13 protein-coding genes are annotated in these 14,776 nt (G+C 30.4%); all 13 read left to right on the top strand.

The window, feature by feature from the left end; all coding sequences use genetic code 11:
- Positions 1–91: 91 nt before the first annotated feature.
- A complete protein-coding gene (locus tag AXY43_RS04800; RefSeq protein WP_105411112.1) occupies positions 92–2,140 on the top strand; it encodes an alkaline phosphatase family protein in 2,049 nt (682 codons plus the stop codon).
- A gap of 117 nt (positions 2,141–2,257) precedes the next feature.
- The gene (locus AXY43_RS04795; RefSeq protein WP_105411111.1) at positions 2,258–2,584 is read left to right on the top strand and encodes a thioredoxin family protein; all 327 of its coding nucleotides are present in this window, start codon (positions 2,258–2,260) and stop codon (positions 2,582–2,584) included.
- 8 nt (positions 2,585–2,592) lie between these two features.
- Positions 2,593–3,816 (top strand): thioredoxin-disulfide reductase, encoded by a 1,224-nt coding sequence (gene trxB, locus AXY43_RS04790; protein ID WP_105411110.1) that lies wholly within the window; start codon positions 2,593–2,595, stop codon positions 3,814–3,816.
- Positions 3,817–4,155: 339 nt separating this feature from the next.
- A complete protein-coding gene (locus AXY43_RS04785; RefSeq protein ID WP_077307892.1) occupies positions 4,156–5,493 on the top strand; it encodes a hemolysin family protein in 1,338 nt (445 codons plus the stop codon).
- A gap of 392 nt (positions 5,494–5,885) precedes the next feature.
- The gene (locus tag AXY43_RS04780; protein WP_105411109.1) at positions 5,886–6,509 is read left to right on the top strand and encodes a DUF975 family protein; all 624 of its coding nucleotides are present in this window, start codon (positions 5,886–5,888) and stop codon (positions 6,507–6,509) included.
- 103 nt (positions 6,510–6,612) lie between these two features.
- A complete protein-coding gene (locus AXY43_RS04775; protein WP_105411108.1) occupies positions 6,613–7,551 on the top strand; it encodes a transposase in 939 nt (312 codons plus the stop codon).
- 388 nt (positions 7,552–7,939) lie between these two features.
- Positions 7,940–8,644 (top strand): lantibiotic protection ABC transporter ATP-binding protein, encoded by a 705-nt coding sequence (locus AXY43_RS04770; protein ID WP_039769334.1) that lies wholly within the window; start codon positions 7,940–7,942, stop codon positions 8,642–8,644.
- Positions 8,644–8,889, top strand: a complete 246-nt coding sequence (locus tag AXY43_RS28620) for a hypothetical protein (RefSeq protein ID WP_347501431.1) — start codon at positions 8,644–8,646, stop codon at positions 8,887–8,889. The genes AXY43_RS04770 and AXY43_RS28620 overlap by 1 nt, the downstream gene beginning before the upstream one ends.
- Before the next feature lie 32 nt (positions 8,890–8,921).
- Positions 8,922–9,395: a lantibiotic immunity ABC transporter MutE/EpiE family permease subunit gene (locus AXY43_RS28615; RefSeq protein WP_347501430.1), complete on the top strand. Its 474-nt coding sequence runs from the start codon at positions 8,922–8,924 to the stop codon at positions 9,393–9,395.
- Positions 9,396–9,399: 4 nt separating this feature from the next.
- A complete protein-coding gene (locus AXY43_RS04760; RefSeq protein WP_039769337.1) occupies positions 9,400–10,176 on the top strand; it encodes a lantibiotic immunity ABC transporter MutG family permease subunit in 777 nt (258 codons plus the stop codon).
- A gap of 67 nt (positions 10,177–10,243) precedes the next feature.
- Positions 10,244–10,906: a response regulator transcription factor gene (locus tag AXY43_RS04755; protein WP_039769339.1), complete on the top strand. Its 663-nt coding sequence runs from the start codon at positions 10,244–10,246 to the stop codon at positions 10,904–10,906.
- Positions 10,894–12,270, top strand: a complete 1,377-nt coding sequence (locus AXY43_RS04750) for a HAMP domain-containing sensor histidine kinase (RefSeq protein ID WP_105411107.1) — start codon at positions 10,894–10,896, stop codon at positions 12,268–12,270. The genes AXY43_RS04755 and AXY43_RS04750 overlap by 13 nt, the downstream gene beginning before the upstream one ends.
- A 455-nt stretch (positions 12,271–12,725) precedes the next feature.
- Positions 12,726–14,738, top strand: a complete 2,013-nt coding sequence (locus AXY43_RS04745) for a methyl-accepting chemotaxis protein (RefSeq protein WP_105411106.1) — start codon at positions 12,726–12,728, stop codon at positions 14,736–14,738.
- Positions 14,739–14,776: the final 38 nt, after the last annotated feature.

Below are 14,776 nucleotides of genomic sequence, written 5' to 3'. Positions count from 1 at the left end.
TATCGATATTAAGAGTAATAGAAATTTTTGATTTATTATCCTCTTGATGGAGGTACATTAACGACAGAATTGTTGAAGGGAGATAAATATTATGAAAAGAGCAGCACTTACTCAAAAATTATTGGTTTTGGGTGTAGATGGCATGGATCCAAGAGTGAGTCAAAAATTTTTAAAAGAAGGAAAAATGCCAAATTTAAAAAAGCTGATTGAACGTGGTTCAGCTAGAAATGATTTAAGACAAATTGGTGCAATCCCAACAATTACACCGCCTTGTTGGACAACACTTGCTACAGGTGCTTATCCAGGAACACATGGAATTACTTGTTACTGGAGACAATCTCCTGAAAGTCTTGATGCAGTTGTTTATAATATGGATTCGCGTAACTGCACTGCTGAACAGATTTGGAATATTACATCAGAAGCTGATTTAAAAACATTAGTTTGGCATTGGCCAGGCAGTTCTTGGCCGCCAACTTCTCACAGTGAAAATTTGAGTGTTGTAGATGGAACTCAGCCAGGATCTGTTAATATGGGAGTTGCACAACTTGATTGGGAAAAAGTTATTGTTGCTTCGCCTGAAATCGAAGAGGTTCGTTATGCACCAAGAGTCGAAAAACCAGCAGGTGTTGGTTGCATAATTACAGATTTAGAAGGCACTTTAGACGATGAAGTTGATGATGAAATGATGGAACTTTGGTGGGGAGATACAGCCCGTCAAGGCGGTGAAATTCGTACCTATGTTATGGATGATAATGATACAGAAATTGTTATTGGAAGTAAAGTGGCTTATGATATTGTAAATTCTCCACTTAAACAGGCAAAGGGGTGGAAAAGTGCGCCGGAAGGAGCAAAAGAATTCACTATAATAACTTCAAGCGGTGTAACTAGACGTCCAGCCTTAATTCTTAAAAATGAAGCTGGTGAATATGATAAAGTAGCAATTTATAAAAATAAGAAAGCAGATGAACCAATCGTCATTTTAGAGAAAGATAAGATGGTAACAGGTATAATAGACGATGTTACAAAGAAAGAAGTGACAAAGCCTGCATGTCGTTCAATGAAGATTTTAGAACTTGATCCACAAGGCAATAAAGTTAGAGTCTGGATTAGTAATGCTCTTGACATCTCCAATGATCAATTATGGCATCAAAAATCTTTATACAAAGATATTACTGAGAATGTTGGACATGTTCCGCCTGTTAGTTTAATCGGTGGAGAAGATGATGAACTAGTAAGGGAAATCTTTGAACCATCCTGGGCAATTTACGATAAGTGGCAGGCGGATTGTCTTAATTATTGCATTAAGGAGAAAAAATATGATGTAGTATTCTCTCATCTTCATAATATTGATTGTGCAGGACATCAATTATGGCATCTTGCTAAGACGCTTGAGCCATGGGATTACACTGATGAAAAAGTATATCAGGAATTTATTGAAAAATTCTATATACAAACAGATGATTATATTGGTGAATTCCTGCATCTATTAGATGAAGGATGGACTGTATTACTTGTAAGCGATCATGGGCTTATGGTTGGAGAAAATGTACCTCCAATTTTAGGTGAGTATGGGGGATTAAATACAAAAGTCATGGAAGAGCTTGGGTATACAGTTTTGAAAAAAGATAAAGATGGTAATTCAACAAGAGAAGTAGATTGGGAGAAAACAAGAGCTGTTCAGATTCGTAGTAATTACATTTATATTAATCTAAAAGGCCGTGATAAACATGGTATTGTAGACCCAAAAGATAAGTATGATTTGGAAGAACAAATAATCTCTGACTTGTATAATTACAGGGATGATAAAACTGGTAAAAGGGTTGTAGGCATATGCCTTAGAAATAAAGATGCTGTCTTAATAGGTACTCATGGACCAGAATGTGGTGATATATTCTTCTCTATTGAAGAAAAATATAACAGACTACACGGAGATAGCCTTTCGACTTCAGAAGGATATTTTGATACCTCGGTGTCACCAATCTTTGTAGCAGCAGGCTCTGGGATAAAGAATGGCTTTACAACTGAACGTATTATAAGGCAAGTTGATGTTGCGCCTTCAGTTTCTGTATTACTAGGTTTACGTTATCCTGCACAGTGTGAAGGAGCTCCAATTTATCAAATTTTCTCAGAAGATATTTAGGCATAATCAGAAAAATAACAAATCCATCTGTCTTAATAAAGAATTATGGCTATCAGAAAGTAGCACTCTGATAGCTGTTTTTAAAATAGATTGAAGAATTATAAAGGAGTGAATAGAATGGCTTTACAACATTTGGATTCAAATGAGTTTGATGAAATTATATATGACAATGCTGAGTCAAGCCTAGTGATTTTTTCTAGAAAAAGCTGTAGTGTATGTCAAGGTGTAGTACCAATTTTAGAAGATTTAAAATCAAAATATGATGGTAAGTATAATTTTTATTATGTTGACGTTGAAGAACAAAAAAATTTATTTCAGAGATTTTCTTTAAAAGGTGTTCCTCAAATCCTGTTTTTTAAGGATGGTGAGTACCAAGGAAAATTAGCTGGTAACGTAGAAGATGATGCAGTTGAGGAAAAAATTGCTGAAGTTTTTGAGGAGTGATTAAAAGTATGGGCGATATGACTAATTCCTACGATTTAATTATCATAGGTGGTGGGCCTGCAGGGCTTTCAGCTGCAATTTATGGGGGAAGAGCTAAACTTAAAACTCTGGTAATTAATAAAGGAGTAGTTGGAGGTCTCGTAAATACAACAAGGGAAGTAGTTAACTATCCTGGTTATGAACAAATCAGCGGGCCAGAGCTTATGAAAAACTTTAAGAAGCACGCAGAGAACTTTGGAGTTGAATTTTTAAGAGATGAAGTTGTAGGTGCTGATTTGTCATTAAGAGAAAAACTCATTACCACTAAGAAAGGAAAGCAATTCTTAGCTAAGGCTGTAATCATAGCTTGTGGTAGCGAGCCTAGACTACTAAACATTCCTGGGGAAACGAGATTCCAAGGCAATGGAGTGGCATACTGCGCAACTTGTGATGCTGAGTTTTTTGAAGGAGAACATGTTGTTGTAATTGGAAGCGGTGATCAGGCTATTGAAGAAGGGATGCACATCACAAAGTTTGCAAGTAAAGTGACTGTCATAGTGCTTCATGATGAAGGTATTCTCGATTGTAACAAAGTAAGCAGTGAAAAAGCCTTTAATAATGAAAAGATGGAGTTTATCTGGAATTCAACCATAGAGGAAGTCCTTGGGAATGAAAATGTAGAAGGAGTAAAAATTAAGAACTTAAACACTGGAAATATAAAAGAGATAAACTGCCAAGGAGTATTTTTCTTTGTAGGTATGGTACCATCAACTAATTTCTTAAAAAACAGTAATCTTAAGTTTGATTCAAACGGTTATATATCTGTAAATGAACTCATGGAAACTAGCTTTGAAGGAGTTTATGCTATTGGAGATAATAGAGTTAAATATTTAAGACAGATTGTTTCTGCTGCTGGTGATGGAGCAATTGCAGCGGTGGCAGCTGAGCGTTACATTGAAGAATTAAATGACTTTAATGAAAGTATTCTAAAAAGTGAAAAAAGAGTATTGTTATTATTTTTAGATGCTTTAGTTAATGAAAACTTAAGATTTAGAACACTGCTAGAAGAGGTAAATAGGGAATTAGTTGATTGCTATAGGATTAAAGAAGTAAATATAGCCACAAAGAAAAATCTTATAGGAAAATATAATGTTAGAAATGTGCCTGAAATAATTGTGTTAGATCATGGTAATGAAATTAAAAGATTAAAGTATACAATGGATAAAGAACAATTAAAAAGTCAATTATCCTAACTTGTCATCTTTATGGTAATAGTCAGTAAAATTTATTTCACCAACAAATAAGAATATAAATGTATCGTATAAATACTAAGAAGTAACAGGACTTGAGTTCAGTATTAATGAAAGAGAATATAATAAAAGATTTATATAAGGAAATAAGTTAATTAATGCATATGCAACTCCCAGTATTAATATAATATTTTATAAAATTTAAATATTAGTGAATCAAATTGCTATAACACTTAATATTATATGTAAATAAGGAATATTTGAATTAATTGAAATTTTACTTTAAATATTTCTTGTGATATGATTATATTAAAAAAATTTTATGTTGGAGGAAATATTTTTATGGATTTAGACCCGGAACAGACGAGTATCACGTCACAATTAATTTTAATAGTCATATTGACTTTGATCAATGCATTTTTCGCGTCAGCAGAAATGTCTATAGTATCATTAAATAAAAATAAAATAAAGCTTCTTGAGGAAGAAGGAAATAAGAAGGCCAAGCTTTTATTGAAACTTATGGAAGAGCCTACTAATTTTTTATCTACTGTACAGGTAGGAATAACGCTTGCAGGATTTTTTAGTAGTGCTTCAGCAGCAACAGGACTATCAAAGGATGTAGCTCTTTATTTAAAGGGACTTAATGTTCCTTATAGTGGACAAGTTGCATTGGCATTAGTAACAATTGTATTATCTTATATCACCCTGGTATTTGGAGAACTTTTTCCAAAAAGAATAGCGCTTAAAAAATCAGAAGCTATTGCAATGTTCTGTATAAAACCATTAGTTATTATAGCTAAAATTGCAGTTCCATTTGTAAGGTTGCTTTCAGCATCAACTAATATATTAGTTAAACTGATTGGGCTCGATAAAGAGGATTTAGGTGAAAAAGTATCAAAAGAGGAAATCAAATCTTATGTAGAAGCTGGACTAGAACATGGAGTCATAAATAAGACTGAAACAGAAATGATAAATAGCATATTTGAATTTGATGATAAATTAGCATGTGAAGTAATGACACCGAGAACAGAAGTATATATGATTAATATAGAAGATCCATTAATGGAATATTTAGATGAATTGATTGATGAAAGATATTCAAGAGTTCCTGTTTACGAAGATGATACTGATAATATAATTGGTATTCTTTATATGAAGGATTTCTTCAGTGAAGCAAGAAAATATGGATTTGAAAATGTGGATATAAGAAGCATATTGCATCCCCCTTATTTTGTTCCAGAAAATAGAAATATTGATAGGTTATTTAAGGAGCTTCAAAGTACTAAAAAGCATATTGCTGTATTAGTAGATGAGTATGGGGGATTTTCAGGTATAGTTTCTATTGAGGATTTAATAGAAGAAGTCATGGGAAATATAGATGATGAATATGATGAGGATGAGCCATCAATAGAAGAAATGGATAATGACACTTTTATGATATCAGGTATGCTTTCAATTAATGATTTTAATAATTACTTCGATACAGATATTAAAAGTGAGAATTATGATACTATGAGTGGTTTTATTATTGAAATTCTTGAACGTATTCCTAGTAATACAGATGAACAAGAGATAGAATATGAAAACTTGATCTTTAAAATAGAAGAAGTAAAGGAAAAAAGAATTAGTAAGATAAAGCTTTATATTCAGAAAGATGATGAAATTTTAGCTGTATTATAAGGCTGTAATATAAAATAAAAGTGGCTGTTTTAGAATAAAAAATAGAACAATATAAGTACTGTTTTTTTATTAAAGACTATTTATGTTGTTCTAAAAATTTATTTTATAACAGTCTTTTTATTTGCAGTTTTATAACTGATATTTAATGCAAATTGTGTGATATATCCTTAATTATGAAATATTAATATAGAAGTTAAGTGCAAGATAGATAATTATGTTGAAATTATGAATTACTCGAATGAAAACTTTTACAAAAAGTATATAAATTATACAAAAGATTAATGTATATTTATAAATTAATGCGATTACTGTAAATTAAAATATAAATATAGCATAATGTTAAATCTCCCTGCATAAATATCAAAGGTATTTCAATTTAAGGAGGAATTTTTATGAATACTAGGGCAGAACTGAAGAGATATGCCAAAGATCAACTAAAAGGGAGGTGGGGACTGGCTATTGGAGGAATTTTTGTTGCTGGATTTCTAATTCCAATTATTTTTAATTTAATTTTAAGAGTTGTTAGAGAAAGTTTTGGTTTGAGTTTAATAGTATTTTTAGTAACAATATTTGTTAGCGCAGCAATAGGAGTTGGCATATGCAAATTTTCTCTAAACTATGCTGAAAGAGATAGTAACCCTAAATTTACAGATATATTTTCAGGATTTTCAATAATTCATAAAGCTGTAGGCCTATATATTTTATTGACTATAATTGTTACCATAGGATTATTTTTAGTGATAGTTCCAGGCATTATATTTATATATATGTTTTCACAATCATTTTTTATTTTAGCTGATGATAATAATAAGTCAATAATTGAATGTTTAAAAGAGAGCTCAGCTATTATGAAAGGGCATAAATTTGAGTACTTCGTCCTTACTTTAAGTTTTTTAGGGTGGATAATACTTGGAATGATTCCACTATGTATCGGTCTATTATGGGTGGTTCCTTATATGAACGTCACAGTGGCTACCTATTACTTAAAACTTAGAGATAGTTATAATAATAATTAGGTTGTTGAGTAAACAAAATTTGTAAAAAGTAAATAAGCCATTCCTTTGTGATATAATAATTTCGCTAAAAACCAAATCACATCACACAAGGAATGACTTAAATATGATTATATCACGAAAGATTAAAACTGAAAATGATAATTATAAGATTTTTGAAGCTGTTAAAATTGCATTTGCTAAATTAAATTCTAATAGTAAAAATGCTAAAGGCCGACCACGTAAGTACTCAGATGAGCAAATAGTTGCCTGCATGTTATATGGTGTTAAACATAGTATATTCAGTCTGAGAGAACTTGAATACGAAATAAAAAAAGATTATGTGTTTCAATCTATAATTGATCTTAATGAAATACCTGATTATTCTACCTTTTCGTTAAGAGCTAAGAATTTAGAGAAACATATATATTATGGTATTTATGCTATGTTTGTTGAACTTATTAACCCAGAAACTAGACTATGCGCAATTGATGCTACTGCCTTAAGAAGTTCAAAATACGATAGCGAAGCTAAATCCGGCAAAGGTACACGTCTGGGATATTATAAAGGTTACAAGTTACACTGCATTGCAACGGTTACTGATACTATTATTCCTCTAGTTTTTAGTTTAACAACAGCTAATGTTTACGATAATCAAGTTCAGGATTTACTATATGACGCTAAAAATTATAATCCATTTTTAATACTTGCTGATGCAGCATATGACTCAGTTGAATGGTTTGAAATTGCTGCAAAACTAGAATTTAATTTATTAGCTGATATAAATATGCGTAAAGCTAAAAGCATTGAGGCGTTCATTGATAAACGATATGAAAATGCTTTATTTTTAGAATCTCCTATCGGAGCGAACCTATATAAAAATAGATTGAAAATAGAGCAATTATTCTCAGTTTTAAAAGGTTTATATAATTTAGAAAATCCAAGGCTCTATGGGCAAGCACGATACAAACGTCATATAAAATGGGTTTTATTAGCCTATTTAATAGAGGAATTTAATAAAAAACAGCAGGGAATAAAATCGAGAAAATATCCTTGGAATCTTTGATTCCTAAGAATATTTTCTTAAATAACTATTTGTAAAAATTAGTTATTCAACAACCTAAATAATGATAAAATAGCATAAAGAACAATAATTTATTATTCAGAAAAAAATATATATATTGCAAAAATAATTCTTTATCATAATTCTAAAAATATTGTAAGAATTTTAGCTGTAATTGTGAATTGTGCATTGTGAATTGCGACATATATATTTATAAAATATTATATATGTTAAATTGAAGACTAAAGAAATTATACCTTCAGTAATGCCGTACGGAAGCGTTACTGAGGGATTTTTTATTTTTAAATACAAGTAAGTTTCTTAAATTTCAGTTCCTTATAAATTCCTTATAATTAAGGCTTATTATTTAATTATAAGAGGAGGAGTGAAGATGAACGAATTTATTTTAGAAACAAAAAACTTATGTAAAAACTTTAAAAAGCAAGAAGCAGTTAAAGATATTTCAGTATTAGTTAAAAAGAATTCAATATATGGGTTGCTTGGTCCAAATGGAGCAGGAAAGTCAACACTATTAAAGATGGTTACGGGAATGCTTAGAGCAAATTCAGGAGAAATCTTATTTGATGGACATAAATGGAGTAGAAAGGATTTACGCGAAATTGGGTCATTAATAGAATCAGCGCCTTTATATGAGAATTTGACGGCAAAAGAGAATTTAAAGGTTCGTACTACAGTACTTGGATTGCCAGATTCAAGAATTGAAGAAGTTCTTCATGTAGTAGAGCTTGAAGGTACAGGTAAAAAGAGAGCAGGACAATTTTCTATGGGGATGAAGCAGAGATTGGGGATTGCTATTGCACTACTTAATAATCCTAAGCTTTTAATTTTAGATGAGCCAACTAATGGACTTGATCCATTTGGAATACAAGAATTAAGAGAGTTAATACGATCTTTTCCAAAGAAAGGCATTACAGTAATATTATCAAGTCATATGTTAAGTGAAGTAGAACAGATCGCTGATCATATTGGAATTATATCTGGAGGTATTTTAGGATATCAAGGAGAATTAAAAAAAGGTGAAGATTTAGAAAAATTATTCATAGATATTGCAAAAAAATATAGGAGGGAGAAATAATGATGCTTAAATATTTTATTTCAGAAAATATGAAGATAAATCATACGTTTGTAAAGAAATTAGTATGGATAGCACCAATTATGGTAATTCTTCTTTCGGGATTTTTAGCATCAAATTATTTTCAGGTTGATATTTATAATTGGTGGTATACATTAATACTTCCTGGAGCTATATCACTAGGCAGTTGCCTTTTATCAAAAACTGATGGCTCTATGAAAAATAAAGCGGTTATATCACTTCAGTAGATTTAGATAAAATATGGATTGCTAAAATATTGGTGGGAGTAAAGAATATAGCTATTTCTTGTATAGTTATTTTTATAGCTGGAGAGTTAAGTGTGTTCTTTATTAAAATGGATAGCATATCACATATTTCGATGTTAAGTGGTTTAGTCGGAACTTTAGTGATCATTATAACTTCAATGTGGCAGGTTCCGTTATATTTTTTTCTGGGAAATAAAATAGGATTATTTCCAACTATTGTATTAAGCCTAGCTGTTAATATGTTTTCTATAGTTATGGCAGTAAAGGATTTTTGGTGGATAAATCCTTTTTCGTATACATCTAGACTAATGTGTCCAATTTTGAAATTACTACCAAATGGCTTAATAGCTAAACCAGAAAGTCAAACTTTTACACCAGAATTACTTAAGAGTTGGGGGATACCTCTTGGTATCGGAATTTCAATAGTCTTATTTATATTGATAACTTATTTAACAGCTAAATGGTATGATAGACAGGAGGCAAAGTAATATAATGAAAATTCTTCGCTTATTGAAGGCAGACTTTATAAAAATGAAGCACACACACTTTTATTGGATTCATATTTGTTTACCAATTATAGGAGCAATAATATTTTTGGAATATTATTCATTTTCAACTTGGAATTCTGTAAACAAAATAAATGGATATTTAGAAGTAGTATCATTAACATTTCCTGTGGTAATCGGAATTGTATGTTCCATGGTTATAGAACAGGAGGTTATGGCTGGAAAATTTAAAGAAATGCTATCTATAGAATATGGAAAAGGAATGTGTCTTTTGAGTAAAACATTAATTCTACTTCTTACAGGTTTATTTTCGCTTAGTTTAGCGGTTGGCATTTTTTTTGCTGGATTTCAATTTATTTTAAGGCAAAATACTCTACCAGTAAATTTTTACTTAAATATAATTTTTATTATATTTGGAGCTCAAATCTTCTTTTATTTATTTCACCTATGGTTGAGTATTAAAATAGGAAGTGGAGCATCGATAGGAATGGGCATACTTGAAAGCTTATTAGCGGCTTTGCTGATTACAGGACTTGGAGATGGAATATGGCAATGGATACCTTGTGGATGGTCAGTTAAGTTTTGTGATAATTTCTTTATAAAAGCCTCTAATTCTGCAGATAATTTTAATAAACTGGCTGATATTAATACTGTATTTAGTAATAGCGCCATTGGATTTAGAGATTGTGTTTTATTTACAATTGTCTTTGGGATTTATCTTGGAGTTTGGTTTAACTTTTTTGAAGGTAGAGGAGAGAAGTAATAATAATTTATAGAATAATAAAGATTAGCTGTTAATGTTGGATATAATAGATGTAGGAGGGATGGAAATGGCATATATTCTAGCGATAGATGATGAGCAAGGCATATTAAAGGTTATAAAAGGTGCCTTAGAAAGAGAAGGACATAATGTAACTATAGTTTCTAATCCTACGGATATATCAAAGGATCAGTATGTAAAATACGATTTAATTTTACTTGACGTAATGATGCCAGAAATAGATGGATTTTCTTTATGCAAAGATATACGAAGTTTGGTTGATTGTCCAATTATATTTTTGACAGCAAAAACCATGGAACAAGATATTGTAATGGGATTAAGTATTGGTGGAGATGATTATATATCAAAGCCTTTTAGTATAGGTGAGCTTCGAGCAAGGGTAGCTGCACACTTAAGACGTGAACATAGGGAAAAACAAAATGCTTTTTCTATTTCTGATATAAAATTTAATATAACTGCAAAAGAGGCATATTATAATGAAGAACTAGTGCCGTTTACAAAAAGTGAGTATAATATATGCGAGTACCTTGCTCTAAATCATGGGCAGGTATTTTCCAAGGAGAGAATATATGAAAGTGTATTTGGTTTTGATGGAAATAGCGATACTACAGCGATTGTAGAACATATTAAAAATATAAGAAATAAGTTTAAAAAGGTAGGAATAAACCCTATAGAAACTGTTTGGGGGATAGGATATAAATGGAAAGAGTGAAGAAGCAAAAAAGCATTTCTAAGATTTTTGCAATATATATATTGTTTTTCTGTATAGCTACAATTCTTTTAGCTGTATTTGATTTTATTCTATTTCAAATTGGTTTAGATAGTGGATTTATTTTACCAGCAAACTACTATGAGCAGAAAATTGAAAGACAGAGAGAAGAAATAGCAAAAGCTGAGGATGTTAATGTAAAAGACTTTATACCTGCGGAATGTAATTATATAGTTTATGATTCTATTGGAAATGTATTTTATAGCAATGTATCAGAAGCTAAAGCAACAGATATTTGGAATCTTGTACAAAGTGATAAGAGAAGTAAAGGAAAATATTATTATAAATTTATTTCTAGGGAGAATGGAATCTGTGTAGTTGAATACACCATAGGGGCAAGTTTTGTTAGCCCTGTTTTGAAAAAGTATGTTCAAAATGCTGAGCTTAGTTTAATTTTATTATATTTTATTTTGTTTAGCATTGAAATTATAATTCTATCTAGGTGTTTTAGAAGAAGAATATCGAAAGAACTACATGTTTTAAAAGAGACTACAGAAAATATACAGATGGAAAACTTAGAATTTGAGGTGAAGTATTCAAATATATTAGAAATCAATGAAGTCATTTCTGCGCTCGGTAAAATGAAGACAGAGTTGAATGATTCTCTAAGTAAACAATGGAAGATGGAAGAAGCACGTAAAGAGCAAATAGCAGCATTGGCTCATGATATAAAGACACCATTAACAATTATTAAGGGAAACTCTGAGCTTTTAAGTGAACTTAATTTAAAAGCAGATCAAGCCGAATTTAACGATAGTATAATAAACGAGGTTAAAAATATAGAAGATTATATTAAATCATTAATAGAAATTATGAAAACTGAGAAAGAATCAATATTAGAAAAAAATAAAATAAAGTTAGAAGAATTTATACAGGATATAATTGAACAAGGAATTTCCATAGGTATAAATAAAAAAGTAGAGTTTAGAAATGAAATTAAACATATTCCAGAAGTTATTATAGGAGATGAACTGGCTTTAAAGCGAGCTTTAAGCAATGTTATTTCGAACGCGGTTGAATATTGCTCCGAAAATGGGAAAATAGCATTTGGGGTTGATTCAGATAATGATAATATAAGATTCACCATTGAAGATTCAGGAAGAGGATTTACAGAAGAGGAATTACAGTTAGCTACAGAGCAGTTTTTCCAAGGCGACAAGAGTAGAAATTCCAAAAATCATTATGGCATGGGTTTATATATTGCAAAAAAATTTATGGAAAAACACAACGGGAATATTTCACTTGGAAAATCAGAAAAACTTGGAGGGGCTAAAGTTGTTATAGAATTACCCATTTTATTTAATTAATCAAAGTAGTTAGCTAAATAATAGGAAATTATTTGTTATTCAAACAACTATTAAACCTAAGTAAAATTAATAGTTCTAATTATAAACCTAATAAGAACCAAGAGTATAGATCTCTGTGAACATGGAGATTTTTACTCTTGGTTTTGTGATTTTATAAAACAATAAATAGAGGATTATTTTATAAAAGAGACATTATTGTAAAATCCAAATATGTAAAAGTTATACATTGACTTTGAGTATACTCTAGAATATATATTAGAATTAAAACAGTTTTGTAGAAAGAAGGCGAATTATATGAAATATATTAACTATATAAGAAGCGTAACTTAAGTTAAGGGCATTTTTACATGTTACTAAAGATAAAGCAATCAATACATATAATATATTGGTTATAAGGAATATTTATGTTTAACATTGTTATACAAATTTTAAAATCAAACAGGAAGTGAATTAAAATGAAAAACATTAAGACAAAAGTTATTCTATTGGTCGTAGCAGTTTGTTTTTTTAGTTTATTATGTTCTTCGACGATAAGTTATTATCTGTTTTATAAAACTACTGTGGTTGAATCAAAGGATAAACTAGGGGCACTATCTGAAAAATATGCAGAAACTATAGACAAATGGATGGCTAATCAAGGAAACTTTGTTAATGAAACAGCTGAAAACATCGAATTTAACAATAATTATGATAGTACAAACCTTTTGAAATATATGAAAGTTAAAGCAGAGTCAAATACCGATATTATGGATATATATTTTGGTTTTCAAGATAAAAGTTTTGTTGATGAAGATGGATGGATACCGGATAATGACTTTAATTGTACAGAGAGAGATTGGTATAAAGATGCTTTAAAAAGTGACTCAGTAATTTATTCTGATCCATACATAGATTCTGAAACTAAGAAGTTAGTCGTTACAGTTGCAAAATCAGTTAAAAAAGATGGAGCAGTCATAGGCGTTTTAGGTACTGACATAAATATGGAAAGTATCTCTAAAGAGGTTCAGAAGGCACAACCTATAAATACCAGTTATGGATTTTTATTAGATGAAAAAGATGAATTTGTGATTCATCCCAATAAAGATTTTCAGCCGAGTGCAGATAAGCTAAAGAATATTAGAGATGTATTAAGTGGAAGTTTAAGTAGCATGGTTGGGAAAGGTAGTTCTGAAGCTAATATTGTAAAGCTAAAAGATTATGATGGAATAAATAAATATTTTGCAACAGCACCTATTACTTCTTCAAAATGGATAATGGGGATTGCAGTTCCAAATGCTGAATTTTTAAAACCGCTAACCGGTTTAATTATCAGTTTTATTGCCATGTTTGTATTTTTAATGGTTGTTTTTTCTATGGTTGCTTTATATTTTGCAAGTAAAATATCAAGACCGATTTCATTGGTAACTAATTTAATAAATAAAACTACTAGCCTAGATTTAGAAATGAAGAAAGAAGATGAATTCGAGAAATTACTTCAAAGTAAAGATGAAATTGGAATTATTGCTAGAGCTGTAACATCGCTAAGAAAAGAGTTAAGGGAAATTATTGAAGTTCTTAAAGAAAAATCGAAAGAGTTACTTGATCATTCAGAAGGAATTGCAGTTTCAACTAATGAAACGCTTCAGGGAATTCAAGGTATTTCTGCAACGGTGGATCAGCTTTCAGTTGGCGCATTAGACCAAGCAAGGAATACAGAACTTACTTCTGAAAAATTATTGCATCTTGGAGAGAAAATAGATGTCTCATCAAATAATGCAGATTTAGTAACAAAGTTTTCAAAAAAATCGCAGCATATTAGCGAAGAAGGTATTAGTGCTTCAAGGGATCTTATGGATAATATCAATGCTAATAATGAAGCTTTGGAAAAAGTAATTAGAAATATAGACTTATTATCTAATAAATCAGGATCTGCAGGCAAAATAATAAATACAATTCAAGCGATTTCAGAACAAACTAATCTTCTCGCATTAAATGCAGCAATTGAGGCGGCAAAAGCAGGGGAAGCAGGTAAGGGATTTGCGGTTGTAGCAGATGAGATACGAAAACTTTCAGAACAGACTTCAAATTCCACTAAGGAAATAGAATGCATTGTAAATGAAATTATAAGAGAGATAAATGCAGCTAAGAAAAGCATGGATGAAGAAAAAAACATAATGACAGAAGTAAGCAAAACTACTAAAGAAGCTATTAATACATTCCAACTTATAAATAGTACATTTGATGATACTATAGAAAATATAGAAGAGTTAACTTCTAATATAAAGTCCATAGATGAAAATAAAGATTCAGCAATAAGCAGCATTCAAGAAATTTCAGCTGTAGCAGAGCAGTCAGCAGCTTCAATTGAAGAAGTTTCAGCAACTGTTTCAGAGCAATCTAATTCTATGGAAAAGATATCACATTCTGTAATAGAGCTTAAGAATATTGCAGATAAATTAGAACAAATAGTTGGAAAGTTTAATGTATAGAGGAAATAATTAGATGCGATAATATAAAAACTAGCAGC

Source organism: Clostridium sp. MF28, from assembly GCF_002969175.1.
GTDB classification, from domain to species: Bacteria; Bacillota; Clostridia; order Clostridiales; family Clostridiaceae; genus Clostridium; species Clostridium beijerinckii.
This window is presented reverse-complemented; position numbering and strand designations above follow the sequence as displayed.

Bases quoted from the DNA above. Each gene is read 5' to 3' on its own strand.
- AXY43_RS28620 (WP_347501431.1), top strand. From the start codon at position 8,644: ATGATGCTTAAATATTTTATTTCAGAAAATATGAAGATAAATCATACG.
- AXY43_RS04795 (WP_105411111.1), top strand. From the start codon at position 2,258: ATGGCTTTACAACATTTGGATTCAAATGAGTTTGATGAAATTATATAT.
- AXY43_RS04750 (WP_105411107.1), top strand. From the start codon at position 10,894: ATGGAAAGAGTGAAGAAGCAAAAAAGCATTTCTAAGATTTTTGCAATA.
- AXY43_RS04775 (WP_105411108.1), top strand. From the start codon at position 6,613: ATGATTATATCACGAAAGATTAAAACTGAAAATGATAATTATAAGATT.
- trxB (WP_105411110.1), top strand. From the start codon at position 2,593: ATGGGCGATATGACTAATTCCTACGATTTAATTATCATAGGTGGTGGG.
- AXY43_RS04785 (WP_077307892.1), top strand. From the start codon at position 4,156: ATGGATTTAGACCCGGAACAGACGAGTATCACGTCACAATTAATTTTA.
- AXY43_RS04800 (WP_105411112.1), top strand. From the start codon at position 92: ATGAAAAGAGCAGCACTTACTCAAAAATTATTGGTTTTGGGTGTAGAT.
- AXY43_RS04760 (WP_039769337.1), top strand. From the start codon at position 9,400: ATGAAAATTCTTCGCTTATTGAAGGCAGACTTTATAAAAATGAAGCAC.
- AXY43_RS04780 (WP_105411109.1), top strand. From the start codon at position 5,886: ATGAATACTAGGGCAGAACTGAAGAGATATGCCAAAGATCAACTAAAA.
- AXY43_RS04745 (WP_105411106.1), top strand. From the start codon at position 12,726: ATGAAAAACATTAAGACAAAAGTTATTCTATTGGTCGTAGCAGTTTGT.
- AXY43_RS04770 (WP_039769334.1), top strand. From the start codon at position 7,940: ATGAACGAATTTATTTTAGAAACAAAAAACTTATGTAAAAACTTTAAA.
- AXY43_RS04755 (WP_039769339.1), top strand. From the start codon at position 10,244: ATGGCATATATTCTAGCGATAGATGATGAGCAAGGCATATTAAAGGTT.